We start from the raw sequence: 19,194 nt of genomic DNA, 5'->3' as shown, positions 1-19,194 counted from the left end.
CTCGAAGCTCGAGCGCGCGGGTCATTGATGACGCAGGTCCGTCAGCGGCGACTGGCCGCCTCGTCGGAATCCCGACGTTCGTCCTGCACCTCCGCCTTGTCGGCGTGTTCGTCGATGAACTCGTTCAACAGCCGCTTCTGCTCCTTCGACAGCTGCCTGCCCTCGAGCAGGTCGGGCCGCCGTTGCCAGGTACGCCCCAGGGACTGTTTCATCCGCCACTGACGGATCTGTCCGTGGTGACCGCTGAGCAGTACGTCCGGCACCTTGCGACCGTCGATTTCCTCCGGGCGCGTATAGTGCGGACAGTCCAGCAGACCGTCGTTGAAGGAGTCCTCGACCGCGGAATCCTGATGCCCCAGTACACCGGGCACCAGCCTTGCCGCCGTATCGATCAGCACCATGGCGGGCAGCTCTCCCCCGCTCAGGACATAGTCGCCGATCGACCACTCCTCATCGATGTCCGCTTCGACCACGCGTTCATCGATGCCTTCGTAACGCCCCGCCACCACCACCAGGGGCGGTCCAGACGCCAGTTCCCGCGCGCCCTGCTGATCCAGTCTGCGCCCCTGGGGCGACAGGTAGATCACCTTGGGACGCTCGCCGGTGGCCGCCTGGGCTCGGCTGCGGGCGTCGTGGATGGCACTTCTCAGGGTGTCGACCTTCATCAGCATGCCGGGACCACCGCCATAGGGGCGATCATCCACGGTGCGATGGCGGTCGGTGGCGTAGTCCCGGGGGTTCCAGAACTCCAGCGTCACCTGGCCCTTGTCGACGGCCCTGCCGGTCACGCCGTGGCGAGTAATCGCCTCGAACATTTCCGGAAACAGTGACACCACCCCTATCCACACGTTATCGATCTCCTGTCGACGCGGTTTTCGAACGCACTGCGCTCAAAACTCCGGGTCCCAGTCGACCAGCATCTCTCCTGCCTCGAGATCGACGCGCTTGACCACGTCATCGGGCAGGTAGGGAAGCAGACGTTCGCGATCGTCCGGGGCGTCGCCGCCCTTCACGACCATGACGTCGTTGGCACCGGTCTCGAACAGGTAGGCCAGGCGTCCCAGAGACACCCCTTCCAGCGTGACGACCCTGAGGCCTTCCAGCTGGTGCCAGTAGTACTCTTCACTGTCGAGTTCGGGCAGGTCTTGCTTGGCCAGCAGGATGTCCGCTCCGGCCAGACTCTCGGCGCGGTCACGGTCATCGACACCGTCCAGTTGGGCGACCAGGCCCTGTCCCTGCTTGCGCCCCTGCTTGAGGCGGTGGCGCGAAATCTGTCCGTCGTGACGGACCACCCATTCGGCATAGTCGAGAATGCCTTCCATGGGTGAGGTGTAGGAATACACCTTCAGCCAGCCCTTGATGCCGTAAGGACTGGTCAGCTTGCCCAGCACGACGTAATCGTCGCTGTGGCGATCGTCTTGCGCTTGGCGCTGCGCGCTAGGGCGTTGTGGCGATGCCATCTGGGTCAAACCTCTTTCACACCGGGACATTCACAGGCAAGGCTTGCGCCTCAGGCCTGCTTGCGAGCTTCCTTGACCAGCTCGGCGACGCGGTCAGACAGCTGCGCGCCGTGGGACTGCCAGTGGGCGATGCGGTCGAGGTCGATGCGCAGACGCTCTTCCTGGCCACGGGCCACCGGGTTGAAGAAGCCCAGACGCTCGATGAAGCGGCCGTCGCGGGCGTTGCGGGAATCGGTCACGGCGAGGTGGTAGAAGGGACGCTTCTTGGCGCCACCACGTGCCAGACGAATGGTAACCATACGTTGACTGTCCTTCGGTTGGGATTTCAGATAACGGCGACGGCCAGGCCAGCCACCGGTGTTTCGCTCACGACGAGGGCCGCGCCAGGCGCGGTCCTCGAGTGAAGAGGCAGTATTCTACGGAAAACCACCCCCCAAGGGAACCTTTTTTGCCGCTCATCCCTTGACGAGCGGCGCACCAGCGGTGCCAGGGCCGGGAGTGGCGGGCCCAGCGTATTGCATCTTCATCACGCTTCGGCGCTTGGCATTAAAAACAGCATCAGCGAAAAAAACTGACTCAGCGCCAGGGCATGCCGCCGGGGCCACCCATGCCGCCCATGCCACCGGGGCCGCCAGGGCCACCTCCGCCCATCATGCCGGACATGCCCCTCATCATCTTCTGCATGCCGCCTTTCTTACCGGCCTTCTTCATCATCTTCTGCATCTGCTTGTGCTGCTTGAGCAGACGATTGAGGTCCGGCACCTGCAGGCCGGCACCGGCGGCGATACGGCGCTTGCGCGAGCCGTTGATGATGTCCGGATTACGGCGCTCCTTCGGCGTCATCGAGTTGATCAGCGCCTCGAGCTTGCCAAGCTCCTTTTCGGGCCCAGGCCCCTGGGCCATCTCGGCCATCTGCCCCATGCCCGGCAGCTTGCCCATCAGGCCGCTCATGCCGCCCATCTTCTTGAGCTGCTGGAGCTGTTCGCGGAAGTCCTCGAGATCGAAGCCCTGGCCTTTCTTGACCTTCTTGGCGAGCTGTTCGGCCTTGCCCTTGTCGACGGTACGCTCGGCTTCCTCGATCAGCGACAGCACGTCGCCCATGCCGAGGATGCGCGAGGCCACACGATCCGGATGGAAGGGCTCGAGGGCATCGACCTTCTCGCCGACACCCATGAACTTGATCGGACGACCGGTGACGTGACGCACCGACAGGGCGGCACCGCCACGGGCATCACCGTCGGCCTTGGTCAGCACCACCCCGGTCAGCGGCAGGGCATCGGCGAAGGCGCGGGCGGTGTTGGCCGCATCCTGGCCGGTCATGGAGTCGACCACAAACAGCGTTTCGGAGGGCTCGATGGCCTGATGCAGCCCCTGGATCTCCTGCATCATCGCTTCGTCGATGGCCAGGCGACCCGCGGTATCGACCAGCACCACGTCATGGAACTGGATCTTGGCGTGTTTCAGCGCCGCCGTGGCGATGTCCACCGGGGCCTGATCCGAGCGCGACGGGAAGAAGTCGACCTCGACCTCCTTGGCCAGGGTCTCGAGCTGGTCGATGGCGGCGGGGCGGTAGACGTCGGTGGAAACCACCAGCACCTTCTTCTTTTCGCGCTCGCGCAGATACTTGCCCAGCTTGGCCACCGAGGTGGTCTTGCCCGCACCCTGCAGGCCGGCCATCAGCACCACGGAGGGCGTGCCCTTGAGCGACAGCCCTTCGTTGGCCTCGCCCATGGTGACTTCCAGCTCCTGCTGGACAATCTTGATGAACTGCTGGCCCGGCGACAGGCTGCGGGAGACCTCCTGGCCCACGGCACGTTCGCGCACTCGCTCGATGAACGCCTTGACCACCGGCAGGGCAACGTCCGCCTCGAGCAGCGCCTTGCGCACCTCGCGCAGGGTGTCCTTGATGTTGTCGTCGGTCAGGCGTGCCTGACCCTTGATCGACTTCAGCGTCTGGGACAGACGCTCGCTCAGGTTCTGAAACATGGGCCTCTCCAAATGCGATGGCCTCAAGGCGCCCTTGTCGAGACGCCCCTTGAGACGGCCGCCGGTGCGCGGCCTTGACGATGGCGCAAATTATACGCCTTGTGGCGCGGACTCTCCATGCAGTTGCCGGCAAGACAGCCGAAGAAGGCCGCCCGCTGGCTGTCAGCCGAGGCGCTATCCGGTATAGTCGGTGTCGAGGGGAAGGCATTCCCCGGACCCAGGATCCCTATCTTCAAAGGCGCCGGCAAGGCGCACGGACAGCACAGCATGCAGGCGTTACCTCTGGCTCTACTGGCCTTTGTCTTCTATCTGGCGGCTGCCTCCTGGCAAGGGCTGACCCTGATTCGCCGGGTTCCTCCGCGCGATCTACTGGTGCGTGGCTTCGGCACCCTGGCGGCGGCTCTCCACCTGGTCGTCGCCGGCGGCCTGCTTGCCCTCGAGGGCTCGATGCTGCCAGGACTGTCCACCAGCGCGGTGCTGGTCACCGCCCTGGCGGTGGTGGTGCTGCTGGGCGCCAGCCTGTTCAAACCGGTGCTCAATATCGCCGCCGTGCTGTTCCCCTTTGCCGGCGTGGTGCTGCTGCTCGGTACCGAACTACCGACCCCCACCAGCGCAAACGGCATGACCCCCGGCATCGCCTTCCACGCCGTCAGCTCCGCCCTGGCCTTCGCGGTGCTGGCCATCGCCTCGCTGCAGGCGATACTGGTAGGCGTCCAGAACAAGGCCCTCAAGCATCACCGGATTCGCGGCGTGGTACAGGCACTGCCGCCGCTGACCACCATGGAGCGGGTGCTGTTCGAGATGATCTGGGTGGGCATGGCCCTGCTTACGCTGGCCATCGCCAGCGGGTTCGTGTTCCTCGACAACATGTTCGCCCAGCACCTGGTCCACAAGACGGTGCTGTCGCTGCTGGCCTGGCTGGTGTTCGCGGTACTGCTGCTGTGTCACTACCGCCTTGGGTGGCGAGGCATGCGGGCGGTGCGCTGGACCCTGGGAGGCTATATCGCACTGCTTCTGGCCTACTTTGGTAGCAAGTTTGTCCTTGAGGTGCTGTTAGCGCACAGCTAGACAGGAGGTCTCCTTGACACTCCCGGCCCGACCCCCTACAACTCGACCCCTACCCGCGACCAAGGATTTCACGTCTTGAACGACGACTTTCCGGTGGGCCTGCTGTTCGGCCTGCTCTTTCTGCTGATTGCCCTATCGGGCTTCTTCTCCAGTTCCGAGACCGGCATGATGTCGATCAACCGCTATCGGTTGAGCCACCAGGCCAACAGCGGACAGCGCAACGCCAAGCGCGTGATGCGCTTGCTCGCGCGTCCCGACCGGCTGATCGGCGTCATCCTGATCGGCAACAACTTCGTCAACAACCTGGCGGCCTCCATCGCCACCATCATCGCCATCCACTTCTTTGGCGATGTCAGCGGCCCCGCCATCTCCACGGCGATCCTGACCATCGTGGTGCTGATCTTCGCCGAGGTTACCCCCAAGACCTTCGCGGCGGTGAAGCCGGAGCGCATCGCCTACCCGGCCTCGATGATTCTGGAGCCGCTGCTCAAGCTGCTATATCCGCTGGTGTGGGTGGTCAACGTGATCTCCAACGGCCTGCTCAGGCTGCTTGGCGTCAAGAATATCGACGGCAATGGTGACAATCTCACCCGCGACGAGCTGCGCACCGTGGTCCACGAGGCCGGCACCCTGATCCCCCATCGCCACCAGGCCATGCTGCTGTCGATTCTGGATCTCGAGAATGTCACCGTGAACGACATCATGGTGCCGCGCCATGAGGTGGTCGGCATCGATCTCGACGACAGTCTCGAGGATATCCTGACCCAGATCCGCACCAGCCAGCACACCCGGCTGCCGGTATTCAAGGGCGACATCAACAGCATCATCGGCATGCTGCACCTGCGCAATGCCGCCCGCTTCCTGTCCAGAGGCGAGGTGACCAAGGCGGCCATCGTGCAGGAAGCGCGGGAGCCCTACTTCATTCCCGAATCGACGCCGCTGCACACCCAGCTGTTGAACTTTCAGAAGCAGAAGCGCCGGATTGGTATCGTGGTGGACGAGTACGGCGACGTGGAGGGTCTGGTGACCCTGGAGGACATCCTCGAGGAGATCGTCGGTGAATTCACCACCGACGTGGCCGGCCAGGAACAGGACATGCTGCCCCAGAGCGATGGCAGCCACGTGATCGACGGCACCGCCAATATCCGTGATATCAACAAGTCGCTGGGCTGGCACTTGCCCACCGACGGCCCCAAGACGCTGAACGGGGTGATACTGGAACACCTCGAGTCCTTCCCCGACGGCCCGGCCTGTCTGCAGATCAGCAACATCCGCATGGAAATCCTCGAGATGCGCGACAACCTGATCACCTCGGTCAGCTGCTGGCCTGGCACTCGCCGCGTCCTGGCAGAATCCGACGCGGGCGACTGACCACCGCAAGGACCAGAGGGACGTCAGTCGCGACGCGACATGCAGGGAAGGAACCGGCGGGCAAGGCCCCAGCAGGCAGAGTACTTGCCAGCAAAGCACTGACAAGCAAAGCACTAACGAGAAAGGGACGGCCGAGGCCGTCCCTTTCTGCGTTATCCCTTCCCTAACCCGACCTTCCCTCTGTCGGAGCCTGCGCACCCCGGCGGCGGCTGCCTCAGGGCTGGCCGGTCTCGACCCAGCGATCGGCTTCGGCCTTGAGTTCGCGCACCCGGGCCTCCAGCGACTGACGGGTGGCTTGCCCCGGCGGCACCGGCTCGTCGAAGTAGAGCGCCACCCGGGCGCGGCAGCGCCTGGGGAAATGGGCCAGGGCCTTGCCGTGACGATTGGACGTCCACGAGCCCCACAGGCCCGACAGCGCGGCAGGAATCACCGGCACCGGATCCCTCGACAGGATCAGGTCGAGGCCCCGGCGGAAGGTCTTGACCTCACCATCCGACGTCAGCCGCCCTTCCGGGAACAGCATCACCACGTCGCCGTTTCTCAAGGCGCGGCTGACTTCTTCCAGGGCGCGACGCACATTGCCCGGGTCACGACGATCCGACTCCACGGGTATCGCCCCGACCATGCGAAACAGCCAGTTGAGGCGCTTCGACTCGTAGATCGGACGATCCATCAAGAAGCGCAGCGGCCTGGGGCTGCCGCCGCCCATCACCAGTGCATCCATGAAGCTGACATGATTGCACACCACCAGCGCCGGCCCGCGCGGGGGCACGAAGCGACGCCCCTGGAAGCGAAGTCGGTACAACACATGGATAAAGGCAAACACGAAACGTCGGATATACACCGCCGGGGCGCGATAGAAGCGCCAGGCAGCGATGCAGGCAAGCAGGCCGACAAGGCCCCAGACGAGTACGTCGATCACGGCGTGTCGTTCACCTGTCTATCGCCCCTCTGGTCACGGCCTATCTGCTTGAGTCCGGCGAGGGTGGTCGACAGCAGTTGATCGAGCAGCTCCTCGACCTCGAAGGCGCCGCCCTGGGAATAGCCAAGACGGTCATTGAGCCCCAGCTGCACCAGGCCATGAACGCTACCCCACAGGGTTCGCGCCAGGCGCTGCGCCTCGAGCGATTCGAGATCCGGCTGATACTCGGTCAGGGTCCCCTCGACCCGGGCAAACAGCGCGCCGATCATATCGGTCTGGCGCTGATCGAGCTCGCCTTCCTGGGCCAGCGGATAGTCGAACATCAGCTGCCAGCGATGGGCGTCTTCGCGGGCGAACTTCCAGTACCCCTGGGCCAGGGCACGCAGCCGGGCCTCAGGCTCGGTGGTGTCCACCAGCAGGGGCTCCATCACCGTGCGCAGCCGACCGAGGCTTTCCAGGTTGACGTGCTGCAGCAGGTTGTTGAAGCTGCCGTAGAGTTTCAGCAGGGTGCTCGGCGCACAGCCCACCTCCCGGGCCAACGAGCGCAGCGACAGGGCATGCACCGGCTGCTCAGCCAGCCAGGCATCGCAGGCGGCCATCACCTGGGCGTGAAGCTCCTCGGGGGCATGCTGTCTTGGACGCGCCATCGCTCTTCTCTCTCGCGGCCGGACATCGGCGGCTTCAGGTTCAGCGGTATCGTTCAGCATACATTAATCGAACACTGTTTTCGACCGCTCATTATGCCCCCTTCGCCGCAACAACGGGCTCAAGGCTTTCCTGTCACCGGGAGCTTGGGTACGCTGGCCCTCCAGATCGCAGGAGCCCCCATGACCGGCCGTCTCTATATTCCCGCCCGCGCCATCGAGACCGCCCTCGACGACCTCGATGCTCCGGCCCAGGCCATCAGCGGCGTCAACATGGCCCCGCGCCGTCCACTGTCGATCATCCGCCTGGAAGCTGGACGCCCTACCCTGGGGATCGGTTTCTGGGGCCTGACACCGCCCTGGTTGCAGGTGCTCGATCACGCCCCCCACTGCGCCCGCGCCGAAAGCCTCGACTCGCGCCCGATGTTCCGTGACGCCTTCCGCGCGCGGCGCTGCCTGGTGCCGGTAGCCGGCGCCTACGCCTGGCAGCCGCGTCCGAACTACAAGCAGCCCTTCCTGATCACCCGGGCAGACCGCGGGCCGATGCTGCTGGCCGGACTATGGTGTAGGTTTCACACCACCCTTACCGACTATAACGACTCCTTCGCCTTGATCACGGTACCTAGCCCTGGCTTTCTAGCCCCCCTGACCGACCGTCTACCAGCGGTCATAGCCCCCGGTCAAGCGAGGGCCTGGCTGGACCCGCAGAGTGATCCCGAGGACCTCAAGTCACTGTTGAGCCCCCCTCCCGGGGAACTGTTGGGCGCTTTTCCGGTATCAAGACGAGTGAACAATCCTCAAGAGCAAGACCCATCCTGTGCCCACCCCATCGGCAAGATGTGGCGCCAGACTTCCAAGGAGACGTGATGGCTTCGACCCTCACACGACGCGGCGCCAGCGCCCTCGTCGCCACCCTGATCGGCCTGTGGCTACCGCTGGCTCAGGCTTCCGCGGCCCCGGCCGCTACAAGCGAGCAACCGGTCACGGCTCAGGCCGACGCCGACGTGGCCACCGCCACGACGCCGATCGTCAGCCCCCACGATGACCGCGACTATCGCGTACTGACCCTGGACAACGGCCTCGACGTCCTGCTGGTCAGCGATCCTGAGGCCGACAAGGCGGCGGCTTCACTCAATGTGTCGGTGGGCAGCGCCCAGGATCCCGATGACCTGCAGGGGCTCGCCCACCTGCTCGAACATATGCTGTTTCTGGGCACCGAGGCCTACCCCGAGCCCGACGCCTACCAGGGCTACATCAGCCGCCACGGCGGGCGCCACAACGCCTTCACCGCCTCGCTGGACACCAACTACTTCTTCGATGTGGAGCCCGAGGCCTTCGAAGGCGCTCTGGATCGCTTCAGTCGGTTCTTCATCGACCCGCTGTTCAACGCCGACCGCCTGGGCAGCGAGCGCAACGTGGTGCACTCCGAATATCAGGCGCGCCTGCGCGATGACGCACGCCGCGAGAACGAGGTCCTCGACGCCCTGCTCAATCCGGCCAACCCCACCGTGGGTTTCTCGGTGGGCAGCAAGGAGACCCTGGCCGAGCGGCCCGAAGGGGAGCCCAGCCTGCGCGAGCGGGTCATGAACTTCTACGACAACCACTACGGTGCCAACGTCATGCATCTGGCGGTGGTGGCGCCGATGCCGCTGGATCAACTGCAGACACTGGTGGTCGAACGTTTCGCCGAGGTGCCCGATCGCGGCCTCGAGGCACCCGTCATCGACACCCCACTGGTGGATCGCTCACGCCTGCCGCTGGCCGCCGAGGCCCAGTCGCTGCGCGACGCTCGCCGCGTCAGCTTTCTGTTCCCGGTGCCCGACCCCGTGCTCAGCTATCGCCACAAGCCGGCCAGCTACATCGCCAACCTGATCGGTCATGAGGGGCCCGGCAGCCTGTTGAGCCGCCTGCGCGAGGCCGGCTGGGCCGACGGCCTGTCCGCCGGCGTCACCCGCGGTGACGGCCGCCATGCACTGCTGGCCGTGGATGTCAGCCTGACCCCTGAGGGGCGCGAGCATCTCGAGCGCATCCAGGCCAGCCTGTTTGCCACCATCGAGCAGATTCGCCAACAGGGCATCAGCGAGGAACGCTACGACGAGCAGGCCAGCCTGTCCGAGCAGGCGTTCCAGTTCCAGCAGCACGGTAACGCCCTGGACGAGGCCATGCGCCTGTCCATGAGCCTGACCCACTACCCGCTCGAGGACGTCAACCGCGCCGGCTACCGCATGGACGGGCTCGACGCAGAGGAAGTACGTCGCTGGCTCGATGCGCTGCGCCCCGACAACATGATCCGCCTGTACACCGGCCCCGAGGTCGAAGGCGACCAACGCAGCCGCTACTACGACACCGCCTGGCAGGAGACGCCATTGGCCGATACCGCAGCCGACCCCCTGGCGGGGCTGGCGCTGCCCGAGCCCAATCCCTTTATCGCCGAGGACCTGGCGCTGCTTGAGGCCCACGACGAGCGTCCCTCGCTGCTGATCGACACCCCCGAGGCCGACGCCTGGTACAAGGCCGATGCCGAGTACGATACGCCCAAGGCCTCCTGGCGCTTCAGCCTGCAGCACCCTGGCGCCAGCCAGTCCCCGCGCCAGGCCGTGCTGACACAACTGCTGGCCGGCTGGCTCAACGACAGCCTCAACGAGAAGCTCTACGCCGCGCGCCTGGCGGGACAGAAGTATGAAGCCTATGCCCACTCGCGTGGCATGACGCTGTCCTTCACCGGCTGGCGTGACCGCCAGGACAGGGTGATACGGGAGGTGATCGACCAGCTCAAGCAGGGTGAGATCCTCGACGCAAGCGTCGCCCGAGTACGCTACGGCCTGGAAAAGCAATGGGGGAATGCACCACGCAATCCGCTCTATCACCAGGGTCAACGCACCCTGTCCGAGGCGCTGATTCGGCCCCAGTGGTCCCCCCAGGTACTGCTGGAGGCGCTGTCCGACCTCGAGCCCCAGGACCTGCGCGACTTCCGCGAGCGCTTCCTCGACGAGCTGCACCTGCAGGCGCTGGTGGTCGGCAACCTGGAAGAGTCGCTGGCACGCGACGAGGCCGAGCAGGCCATCGCGGCGCTTGAGCCCAGCCTTGGCGCGGACGCCATCACCGACCTGCAGGTACTCAAGGCGGTCGATCTGCCGAGCCTGACGCCGGACTCCAGCCGAGACGAGTCGCTGCTGATTCGCTACCTGCAGGGGCCGGACCAGGGTATCGCCACCCAGGCCCGCATCGCGGTGCTCGGCAAGCTGCTCGAGACCCCCTTCTACCAGCAGTTGCGCACCGAACAGCAGCTCGGGTACATCGTCAGCGCAGGCTACTCACCGCTGCTGCACGCTCCGGGCATCAGCCTGCTGGTGCAGTCTCCCTCCACCCAGAGCGACGAGCTCAAGGCCAGGGTCAGCGACTTCCTCGACCGTGTGCCCGAGCGTCTGGACAGCCTGGATGACGACACCCTGGCCACCTATCGCCAGGCGGTCCACGACGAGATTACCCAGCGTGATTCGGGCCTCGAGGAGCGCACCAACCGCCTGTGGCAGGCGCTGTCCTACGGCGACACCGACTTCGATAGGCGTGAGCGGCTGGCCGCCGCGGTGCTCGAGGTCGACGCCGCCAGCCTGAAGGACAGCTGGCAGCGTCTGGGTGGCGCCGCCGTGGTGGACGTGACCTTCGATCCGGGCGCCGCACCCAGCGACGTCATGGCGTTGAAAGGCGACCTGGAAGCCCTGCCCGGTGACGAGGAAGAAGCGCTGTCACCGACGCCGGCGGACACCAGCGCCCAGGCGGCCAAACCCTGACAGGGCTCTACCAAAAGGCCCTGCCCCACCCCATCGCCCCCTGCTTGGGGGCGATCCCGCCCGGCTGGCGACGCCGCCGCCGACAGCAGTGACGACAAGGCCCGACCGGCATCGCCGGTCGGGCCTTGTGGTTTCACCCCCGTCGTTTCACCCGCTTCATCACACCTGATACATGGCACCTGCTTCATGGCGCCATATTGATGATGCCCGACACGGCCAGCGCGACGCCGTGCGTCTGCGCCAGGCTGGTCCCCTAGCCGAACGCCTGGGCGGGCATGATCGACTCCACAAACATCACCATCTCCTCGAGGATCTGGCGTTCGCGATCGCTCAGCGAGGTCTGGTTCAGACGTTCGATTTCACGCGCGAAGTCCTTTAGCGTCAGGCTCGCCAGCGCCGAGTCGTTCATCCGTTCCCACCGGAAGGTCTCCCAGCGCGCCTGCTCCTCGCCGGTCAGGGTGTCCGGATAGCTGCGGGCGCGGTAGCGAAACAGCATCTCCTCCAGGCGCGGGTCCTGGAAGGCAAAGCTGGCGTCGACCAGATCCCAGGGATCCATGGCACGCACGCGCTCCATCTGCTGGCGGTCGGCAGGCGAGAAGAACCCGCCGGAGTAGAGCATCAGGTCCGGATCCCTCGGCGGCTCCGGCGGTGGCTCGGCGAACACCTCCTGCACCTTGGCGACGATATCGGGGTCCTTGGCCAGCCGCTGGTAGTGACCGCGACAGGCGTCCATCTCGAGCCCCATGCGCGCCACGATCTCGCCATACTCGCCCTGATGGGGCCCCGACACATCCTTGAGCGCACTGGGCGGAAAGATCACCGGACACTTGTTGATGTGCACGACCTTCAGCGGAATCCGGCTTTCGCCCTCGGCCAGGTCGTCATTGCTGACGAATACCCGAGCACGAATCTCCTGGGCCGAGAGACTGAGCATGTCGGCAGGGTCCAGCGACAGGTCGTAGACGATGACGCCGTTGGGATTGGTCGGGTGTTCGGCCAGGGGCATCACCAGAGACCCGCAGGCACGGCTGGCAGGATAGCGCCGGGAGATATGCACCACCGGCTTGCGCTGGGTCGTATCCAGGCGTTTGCGCACCTCACGCTTGGCCCTGAGCGACAGCAGGTAGTCGAACAGGTTGGCATTGGCGCCCCGCAACAGTCGCGCCAGGGCGATGGTGGCGCGTACATCGGCCAGGGCGTCGTGGGCGCCGGCATGCTCGATACCGTTGGCCGCGGTCAGGTCTTCCAGGCGAAAGCTGGGACTGCCGTCCTCGCGCCTTGGCCACTCGATGCCCTCTGGCCTCAAGGCGTGGAAGGCGCGCACCACGTCGATCAGATCCCAGCGCGAATTGCCGTTCTGCCACTCCCGTGCATAGGGGTCGATCAGGTTGCGGTAAAACAGGTGACGACTGACCTCATCGTCGAAGCGCAGGCTGTTGTAGCCCACCGCACAGGTCCCGGCGACGCTCATCTCGTCGACGATGGCGCCGGCGAACTCGGCTTCGGGCACACCGTTGCGCCTCGCCTGCTGGGGCGTAATACCGGTGATCAGGCAGGCCATCGGGTGCGGCAAGGCATCATCGGCGGGCTTGCAGAACAGCTCCACCGGCTCGCCAATCTCGTTGAACTCGGCGTCGGTACGGATGGCCGCGAACTGCGAGGGACGATCGCGCCGAGGATCGGCACCAAAGGTCTCGTAGTCGTGCCACAGAAAGGTCAGCGGAGCGGCTTTCGGCTGCGCCATGGGATTGCGGTCTCCACGCGTACGTCAAAGGCCCGTCAGCCTAGCACAGGCCAACGCCGGGCTCAGCCTGCACGATCACAGGTCGAGTCCGGCGCGGGAAGGAAATACACGAAAGACGCCCAAGGGGCGTCATCTTGATGGCTGGCATTGTCGATATCGCATCGGCGATGTGGCATCGACGATATCACGACGTTCAAGCAACACCAGACGCTGCATCAACTGCTGCGCGGCAGGGTCACGTTGAGCTCGAGCACCGAGCAGTTGTCCTCGCTGTCCAGCGACATATTGATGGCATCGTCGTCCACCTCGACATAGCGGCGGATGACCTCAAGCAACTCCTTCTCCAGCATCGGCAGGAAGTCAGGCTGTCCCCGCTGGCTACGCTGGTGCGCCACGATGATCTGCAGCCGCTCCTTGGCGACAGACGCGGACTTCTTGCGTTCGCGCTTCAGGAAATCGAGTAGTTTCACCGGCGACCTCCTCCTCCGAACATGCGGCTCAGCAGGCTTTTCTTCTGATACTCGTGGAAGCGCAAGGGCACCTCCTCTCCGATCAGGCGGCTGACCGTATCCATATAGGCCTGGCCAGCGTCACTGCTGTCGTCGTGGGTGACCGGGACCCCCTGGTTGGAGGCTCTCAGCACGGCCTCGGACTCGGGAATCAAACCTACCAGGTTGATGGCCAGGATCTCGCGAATGTCCTCGAGATTCAGCATATCTCCCTGGTCGACCCGTCCGGGGTTGTAGCGGGTGATCAGCAGGTGCTCCTTGATCGGGTCCTTGCCCTGCTCGGCCCGCCGGGTCTTCGATGACAACAGCCCAAGGATACGGTCGGAGTCACGCACCGAAGACACCTCGGGGTTGGTCACCACGATGGCCTCGTCGGCGAAGTACATGGCCAGCTGGGCACCACGTTCGATACCGGCGGGTGAATCGCACAGTATGTAGTCGAAGTCCTTGGTCAGGGTGTCCAGCACCTTCTCGACGCCCTCCTGGGTCAAGGCATCCTTGTCCCGAGTCTGGGAGGCAGGAAGGATATGCAGGTTGTCCACGCGCTTGTCACGGATTAGCGCCTGGTTCAGCCCGGCCTCGCCCTGGATGACGTTGACCAGGTCGTAGACCACACGGCGCTCGCAGCCCATGATCAAGTCGAGGTTCCGTAGACCGACATCGAAGTCGATCACTACCGTCTTGTTGCCTCTGAGTGCCAGCCCGGTGGCAATGGCTGCCGCACTGGTTGTCTTGCCGACCCCGCCTTTACCGGAGGTCACAACGATGATCTTGGCCAAGTGTCGCATCCTGTCGTCGTAAAGTTGTTGGTCCTGTGTGGTCACCGCAGTGACCAGGCACGGCCTTATAAAAATCGCTGTCCCGCGCTAAAGCGCCCGCTGATGCGGCAATGCCCCGCTGAAGGCGCTTCACAAGCCCAGCAGAAGGCTCCTTACAAGCCCAGCTGAAGGCTCACTTCAGCGCGGTGATCCCCAACTGATCGTCCGTCAGCACGACCTGGACGGAGGAGCCGAGCAGCTGGGGGTCGATATCTTCGAGACGCTTGTAGTTGCCCGCCACCGACAACAGCTCCGCATGCAGCTCACGGCAGAAGATGCCTGCCTGGTGGTCGCCGTGAATGCCAGCGAGGGCACGCCCCCTGAGGGCACCGTAGACGTGGACATTGCCCGCCGCCAGTACCTCGGCCCCGGCATTGACCGCACCGATCACGGTCAGGTCGCCGTCGGGAGCGGTGATCTGCTGGCCGGAACGCACGGTGCCACGAAAGATACGTCCGCCATGAGGCGCGTCAGCCTCCACTTCCTCGACCACGGTGACGTCTTCGTCTTCCTGCACCGGAACGCTTTCCAGGGTACGCGCACGGGCGGCATCCTGGGGGGGGAACCAGCCAAGTCCGAGCGCCCAGGCGGACTGCTTGACCGGATCGGCACCACCGCGCACCGCTACCGGCAGCAGCTTGTGCGCCCGGCACACCGCACAGATACGTTCCAGGGCCAGGTGAGGTTCGTCGAGCTTCTCGACGCTGAGCACCACCGGGGTGTGCTGAAAGAAGGCTGGCGACTGCGAGAGCTTGCCCGCGAGCTGATCGCGAATTTCCTCGGGATCCGCACTGGAAAGCTCCATCACCGTCATGGGCAGCATCCCACCCTTGAACGTAAACGCCATGCTGTCCCTGTCCACTTTGAGGCTCATTGCCGAACTCCACGTCGGGTGTTGGTCGGGGGATGATCTCAAGCTAAGTCAGAGCCCCCGGTCCTGCAACCGATCATAAGCCTCAATTGTCCTCCTGTCAGTGTCTCCAATCAGCCACAGCCCTGCGCTGAGGCCTTTTCTGATGGTGGCGCGCATGCTTAGATAAACTTTCTATCTCGACGCCCGGCTTAGCCTGGCGCAATAACAAGATGGTGAAGCCGTTTCGCCACCTTTCTTTATTTCTTTGCAGGAAGCCCCATGCCCGGACTCCTCCGCCGCCTTTTCTCGCCACGCTGGCGACATCCCGATCCACAGGTCCGACGCGACGCCGCCGAACGGCTCGACCCCCAGAGCCAACGCGAGGCCCTCGAGACCCTGGTCCAGGACACCGAGCCCGACGTCCGTCTCGCCGCGGCGAGACGCCTGGACGACCCACAGCGACTGCTGGAGCTGCGCGTCGAGGGTAAAGGATCACGCGAGCTGGATCGTCAGCTCATCGCGCTGCTGATCGGTCGCCAGGGCGGCATCGAACTTGGCCGCCGCCAGCAGATCGTCGAGTCCCTGGACGACGCGGCGATGCTCGAGGAGATCGCCCTCCAGGGCGATAACCAGCAGCTGCGACTCGCCGCCCTGGCCAGGCTCGATGACGAGGCCGCCCTGATTCGCCAGGCCTGCGACAACGGCATCGCCGCCGTACGTCACGCCGCCGCCGAGCGGGTCACCTCCGAGGAAGGTCTCAAGCAGCTGGCCCAGGCGGCCCGCCGGGATCGCCACGTGGTGCGCGACGCCAAGGAACGCCTGGGTCGACTGCGCGCCGACGCCGACGCCGTGGAACAGGCTCGGGAACGACGCGAGCAACTGCTGGCCAGTCTCGAGCAGCACGCCCGCGCCACCTGGGAGCCTCTCTACGCTGGGCGCTTCCGCCATCTGGAGCGCGAGTGGTCTCGACTGGCGGATCTGCCCGACGCCGGGCAGGAGCAGCGCTACCAGGAGGCCAGCCTGCGCTGTCGCAAGGTGATTCACGATCACGAGGCCCAGGAACACGCCCTGCGTGCCGACCGACAGCGCCGCGAGCAGGCCGATCAGGACCGAGAGGCACTGGTCATGGCGCTGGAAGAAAGCCTGGCTGCGCTCTATCAGGGCGAATATGTCGGTGAACAGGACCTGGCCAGCCTGCGAGCTCAGAAGCAGTTGATGGCCAACCGCTGGCAGGCATTGTCCGAGATCCACCTCGCCGACGACGGCCTGCGCCAGCGCTACGACAAGGCCTTGAAGAACTACGACGCCATCAACCAGGCCCACCAGCGCCTGGTCGAGCGCGCCCTGCCGCTGGAGGAAGCCATCAGGGCCGGCGACGAGGCTGCGCTGAAGCAGCTGGTGAGCGACTGCAAGTGGCCCGAAGGTCTGCCGCCAGACCCGAGGCTCGAACGTGCGCGACACCATCTTCGCCTGGAGAAGGATCTTTCCGGAGACGAACCGTCGGAGTCCCAGCTCACACGCTTCGATGAGGAACTGGATCGTCTCGAGGCGCTGCTCGACGAGGGTACCTTCAAGGGAGCGAGTCGCCTGCACCAGCGGCTTCGCCACCTCGCCGATCAGCTGCCGTCCTCGGCCGGCGCCCAGCAGTCTCGACTCAAGCGCCTCGGCGCACGACTCGCCGAACTGCGTGACTGGCGCGGCTTCGTCGCCGGTCCCAAGCGCGAGCAACTGTGCCAGGCCATCGAGGCCCTGGAGCAGGACGCCACCCTCACCGACCGTGACCGTGACCGCCGCCATCGCCAGCTGGTCAAGGAGTGGAAGGCACTGGGCGACGCCGCGGCCAACCGCGAGCAGTCCGAGCGCTTTCGGGCAACCTCCGAACGTATTCGCGAGTCGCTCAAGGCCTGGCGTGAACAACAACAGCGCCTGCGCGAGGCCAACCTGGCAGAACGCGAAGCGCTGTGCGAGCAGATCGAGGCCCTTCTGGAGCAGCCCGCCGCCCAGGCCGACCCCGACGCGCTGCGCGAGATCCGCGACCAGGCCAGGGAACAGTGGCGCCGCACCGCCCCTGTCCCGCGCGATCACGCTGAGGCCATCGGACGACGCTTCGGCCGCATCCGGCACCAGTTGCAGGCGCTGATCGATCGCCGCGCCAACGAGATCGCCGACGCCAAGCGTGAGGTGATCGACCAGGCCCGAGCGCTGGTCGATGCACGACTGCCGGCACGCCAGCGAGCCGACCAGGCCAAGGCACTGCAACAGCGCTGGCGCGAACTGGGGCGCGCGCCCAAGGGCGAGGAGCAGACCCTGTGGCGAGAATTCCGCCAACTATGCGACCAGATCTTCGCCCAGCGTGACGCCGAGCGCGATGATCGTGCCCAGCGTGCTCGCGAGCGGCTGGAACAGATGCAGGCCCTGATCGACCGCATCGATGCCTGGCAACCCGCGGCAAGCAGCGAGGCCGACTGGCTGGACAAGGCGGTGGATGAGGCCAGCGCGCTGGAACCGCTGCCATCGGGCCGGCGCACCGAAGGCATGCGCAAGCGCTGGACCGGCATCGTACGGGCTCGGCGCGAGCGCCTGGAGCGGCTCTCCGTGGCAGAGGTCGTCGGTCGTTGGCGCGAGGTCAAACCCCTGATTCTCGAGCACCTTGAGGCAGACGATGACTGCCTCGCCGGTCGCCTCTGCAGTGATGTGGAGATTCCTGCCGCGCTATCGTTGCCGCCGGCGCTGAAACAGGCCCACGCACAGCGCAACGCCGCACGACGCGATCCTGCTCCAGCGGAGGAAGTCGCCGAGCGTCTGGCACGACTGCGGGTGCACCTGGCGCTCCTGGCGGGCCATCCGATCGGCCACCAGGACGAGCCACTGCGCCTGGCGATCCAGGTCGACCGCCTCAACGATAGCCTTGGCCAGGCGCCGAGCCGGGAAGACGAGCTGATCTCGGTACTGTGTGGGCTGCTGGCCACCGGTCCAGTGTCGCGCCAGCAGTGGGAGCGCGAGGTACAGGAGCTCGACGCCCTGCTGGATGGGCTGAGTCAACTGCCACCACCCTGAGCGATGCACGGCTTGCCGTGCCTTCCCCCCTCTTTCAACCCCTGAAAACCACGATGCGAGGCCTTTTGGCCTCGCATCGTGGTTTCTGGCGAAATGTACATCGCCGAGCCTCGTGAGCCCGGCGCGACGTCTGTCAGCCCATGAACTGACCGCCATTGATGTCGATATTGGCACCGGTGATAAAACCGTTGTCCTTGCTGGCCAGGAAATTGACCAGGCGGCCGATCTCTTCCGGCGTGCCGTACCGCTTCATCGGGATGGTCTCGCGAATGGCCTCGCGCACCTTCTCCGGAATCTTCATGATCATGTCGGTGGCGATATAGCCAGGCGAGATGGTGTTGACGGTGATGCCCTTGGTCGCAGTTTCCTGCGCCAGCGCCATGGTCAGACCGTGCATGCCGGCCTTGGCGGCGGAATAGTTCACCTGGCCGAACTGACCCTTGCGGCCGTTGATGGACGAAATGTTGATGATCCGTCCGTAGCCCTGCTCCAGCATGCTCTCGATCACGCTGCGGCAGGTATTGAAGACGCTGTTGAGGTTGGTGTCGATGACCACGTTCCACTGGTCCGCCGACATCTTCTTCAAGGTGCCATCCTTGGTGATACCGGCACAGTTGACCAGCACTGCGATCGGCCCATGCTGGTCCTCGATCGCCTTGACGCCATTCTGGCAGGCCTCGAAATCGGTCAGATCGATGCCGGCGATGTCGATATTGTCATAGCCATCCGACTTCTGGGTCTCCAGCCAGGTCTTGGCCTTGTCAGGATTGTTGTAACCGGCCACTACCTGATAGCCGGCATCCGCCAGTTCGCGACAGATTGAGCTTCCGATACCACCAGTACCACCGGTGACCCACGCGACGGGCTTTTGCTGAGTCATAGACGACCTCCCTGATTGTCCTTCACGCCGCCGCTTGGCGACGGCACTTGTTGTTGCAAGCATGTATAGCAGTGGATGCTCTGGTGCTGCG

General features: G+C 65.0%; 16 protein-coding genes. 5 read left to right on the top strand and 11 right to left on the bottom strand.

The annotated features are described in order from the left end of the window. Positions 1-41 precede the first annotated feature (41 nt). From trmD to ffh, 4 genes are all read right to left on the bottom strand, one after another. Entirely contained in the window at positions 42-848 is an 807-nt protein-coding gene (gene trmD, locus C9F12_RS07630; RefSeq protein ID WP_108131204.1) for a tRNA (guanosine(37)-N1)-methyltransferase TrmD, read from the bottom strand. A gap of 42 nt (positions 849-890) precedes the next feature. Beyond that, positions 891-1,460, bottom strand: coding sequence for a ribosome maturation factor RimM (gene rimM / locus C9F12_RS07625; RefSeq protein WP_045991332.1), 570 nt, complete (start codon positions 1,458-1,460; stop codon positions 891-893). A gap of 50 nt (positions 1,461-1,510) precedes the next feature. After that, positions 1,511-1,759, bottom strand: a complete 249-nt coding sequence (gene rpsP / locus C9F12_RS07620) for a 30S ribosomal protein S16 (RefSeq protein ID WP_045991333.1) — start codon at positions 1,757-1,759, stop codon at positions 1,511-1,513. Positions 1,760-2,036: 277 nt separating this feature from the next. Then, positions 2,037-3,446, bottom strand: a complete 1,410-nt coding sequence (ffh, locus tag C9F12_RS07615) for a signal recognition particle protein (RefSeq protein ID WP_045991334.1) — start codon at positions 3,444-3,446, stop codon at positions 2,037-2,039. A 267-nt stretch (positions 3,447-3,713) separates the two neighbouring features. Between ffh and ccsA the strand changes: the two genes are divergently transcribed. Both ccsA and C9F12_RS07605 read left to right on the top strand, forming a co-directional pair. Continuing rightward, complete coding sequence (ccsA, locus tag C9F12_RS07610) at positions 3,714-4,514, top strand: cytochrome c biogenesis protein CcsA (protein ID WP_045991335.1); 801 nt, start codon at positions 3,714-3,716, stop codon at positions 4,512-4,514. 75 nt (positions 4,515-4,589) lie between these two features. Then, positions 4,590-5,885 (top strand): HlyC/CorC family transporter, encoded by a 1,296-nt coding sequence (locus tag C9F12_RS07605; protein WP_108448493.1) that lies wholly within the window; start codon positions 4,590-4,592, stop codon positions 5,883-5,885. Positions 5,886-6,099: 214 nt separating this feature from the next. Here the strand turns inward: C9F12_RS07605 and C9F12_RS07600 are convergent, their stop codons facing one another. Both C9F12_RS07600 and C9F12_RS07595 read right to left on the bottom strand, forming a co-directional pair. Beyond that, positions 6,100-6,762, bottom strand: a complete 663-nt coding sequence (locus C9F12_RS07600; protein ID WP_045991371.1) for a 1-acyl-sn-glycerol-3-phosphate acyltransferase — start codon at positions 6,760-6,762, stop codon at positions 6,100-6,102. Positions 6,763-6,803: 41 nt separating this feature from the next. Continuing rightward, on the bottom strand, positions 6,804-7,454 hold the full coding sequence (locus tag C9F12_RS07595; RefSeq protein ID WP_108131203.1) for a TetR-like C-terminal domain-containing protein: 651 nt from the start codon (positions 7,452-7,454) through the stop codon (positions 6,804-6,806). Positions 7,455-7,634: 180 nt separating this feature from the next. Here C9F12_RS07595 and C9F12_RS07590 point away from each other — a divergent pair, with 180 nt between their 5' ends. After that, positions 7,635-8,318 (top strand): SOS response-associated peptidase, encoded by a 684-nt coding sequence (locus tag C9F12_RS07590; protein WP_045991338.1) that lies wholly within the window; start codon positions 7,635-7,637, stop codon positions 8,316-8,318. Beyond that, positions 8,318-11,242, top strand: a complete 2,925-nt coding sequence (locus C9F12_RS07585) for an insulinase family protein (protein WP_108448492.1) — start codon at positions 8,318-8,320, stop codon at positions 11,240-11,242. Before C9F12_RS07590 ends, C9F12_RS07585 begins: the two co-directional genes overlap by 1 nt. Before the next feature lie 253 nt (positions 11,243-11,495). Here C9F12_RS07585 and sbcB read toward each other — a convergent pair whose 3' ends face one another. From sbcB to minC, 4 genes are all read right to left on the bottom strand, one after another. Further along, entirely contained in the window at positions 11,496-12,986 is a 1,491-nt protein-coding gene (gene sbcB / locus C9F12_RS07580; protein ID WP_108448491.1) for an exodeoxyribonuclease I, read from the bottom strand. Positions 12,987-13,201: 215 nt separating this feature from the next. Continuing rightward, a complete protein-coding gene (minE, locus tag C9F12_RS07575) occupies positions 13,202-13,456 on the bottom strand; it encodes a cell division topological specificity factor MinE (protein ID WP_045991341.1) in 255 nt (84 codons plus the stop codon). Then, positions 13,453-14,274: a septum site-determining protein MinD gene (gene minD, locus C9F12_RS07570; RefSeq protein ID WP_045991342.1), complete on the bottom strand. Its 822-nt coding sequence runs from the start codon at positions 14,272-14,274 to the stop codon at positions 13,453-13,455. The genes minE and minD overlap by 4 nt, the downstream gene beginning before the upstream one ends. Positions 14,275-14,446: 172 nt before the next feature. Next, complete coding sequence (gene minC / locus C9F12_RS07565; protein ID WP_045991343.1) at positions 14,447-15,187, bottom strand: septum site-determining protein MinC; 741 nt, start codon at positions 15,185-15,187, stop codon at positions 14,447-14,449. A 258-nt stretch (positions 15,188-15,445) separates the two neighbouring features. Between minC and C9F12_RS07560 the strand changes: the two genes are divergently transcribed. After that, the gene (locus C9F12_RS07560; RefSeq protein ID WP_045991344.1) at positions 15,446-18,223 is read left to right on the top strand and encodes a DUF349 domain-containing protein; all 2,778 of its coding nucleotides are present in this window, start codon (positions 15,446-15,448) and stop codon (positions 18,221-18,223) included. 133 nt (positions 18,224-18,356) lie between these two features. Here the strand turns inward: C9F12_RS07560 and phbB are convergent, their stop codons facing one another. Beyond that, the gene (gene phbB, locus C9F12_RS07555) at positions 18,357-19,103 is read right to left on the bottom strand and encodes an acetoacetyl-CoA reductase (protein WP_045991345.1); all 747 of its coding nucleotides are present in this window, start codon (positions 19,101-19,103) and stop codon (positions 18,357-18,359) included. Positions 19,104-19,194: the final 91 nt, after the last annotated feature.

Source organism: Halomonas sp. BN3-1 (genome assembly GCF_003056325.1).
Taxonomy (GTDB): Bacteria; Pseudomonadota; Gammaproteobacteria; order Pseudomonadales; family Halomonadaceae; genus Halomonas; species Halomonas litopenaei.
The sequence above is the reverse complement of the archived record's forward strand: the minus strand, read 5'-3'. Positions and strand labels throughout refer to the sequence as shown.

Excerpts from the sequence above, each read along its gene's own strand:
- sbcB (WP_108448491.1), bottom strand. The coding sequence starts at position 12,986 with ATGGCGCAGCCGAAAGCCGCTCCGCTGACCTTTCTGTGGCACGACTAC.
- ccsA (WP_045991335.1), top strand. The coding sequence starts at position 3,714 with ATGCAGGCGTTACCTCTGGCTCTACTGGCCTTTGTCTTCTATCTGGCG.
- phbB (WP_045991345.1), bottom strand. The coding sequence starts at position 19,103 with ATGACTCAGCAAAAGCCCGTCGCGTGGGTCACCGGTGGTACTGGTGGT.
- rpsP (WP_045991333.1), bottom strand. The coding sequence starts at position 1,759 with ATGGTTACCATTCGTCTGGCACGTGGTGGCGCCAAGAAGCGTCCCTTC.
- C9F12_RS07595 (WP_108131203.1), bottom strand. The coding sequence starts at position 7,454 with ATGGCGCGTCCAAGACAGCATGCCCCCGAGGAGCTTCACGCCCAGGTG.
- rimM (WP_045991332.1), bottom strand. The coding sequence starts at position 1,460 with ATGGCATCGCCACAACGCCCTAGCGCGCAGCGCCAAGCGCAAGACGAT.
- minC (WP_045991343.1), bottom strand. The coding sequence starts at position 15,187 with ATGAGCCTCAAAGTGGACAGGGACAGCATGGCGTTTACGTTCAAGGGT.
- ffh (WP_045991334.1), bottom strand. The coding sequence starts at position 3,446 with ATGTTTCAGAACCTGAGCGAGCGTCTGTCCCAGACGCTGAAGTCGATC.
- C9F12_RS07560 (WP_045991344.1), top strand. The coding sequence starts at position 15,446 with ATGCCCGGACTCCTCCGCCGCCTTTTCTCGCCACGCTGGCGACATCCC.
- C9F12_RS07590 (WP_045991338.1), top strand. The coding sequence starts at position 7,635 with ATGACCGGCCGTCTCTATATTCCCGCCCGCGCCATCGAGACCGCCCTC.
- C9F12_RS07585 (WP_108448492.1), top strand. The coding sequence starts at position 8,318 with ATGGCTTCGACCCTCACACGACGCGGCGCCAGCGCCCTCGTCGCCACC.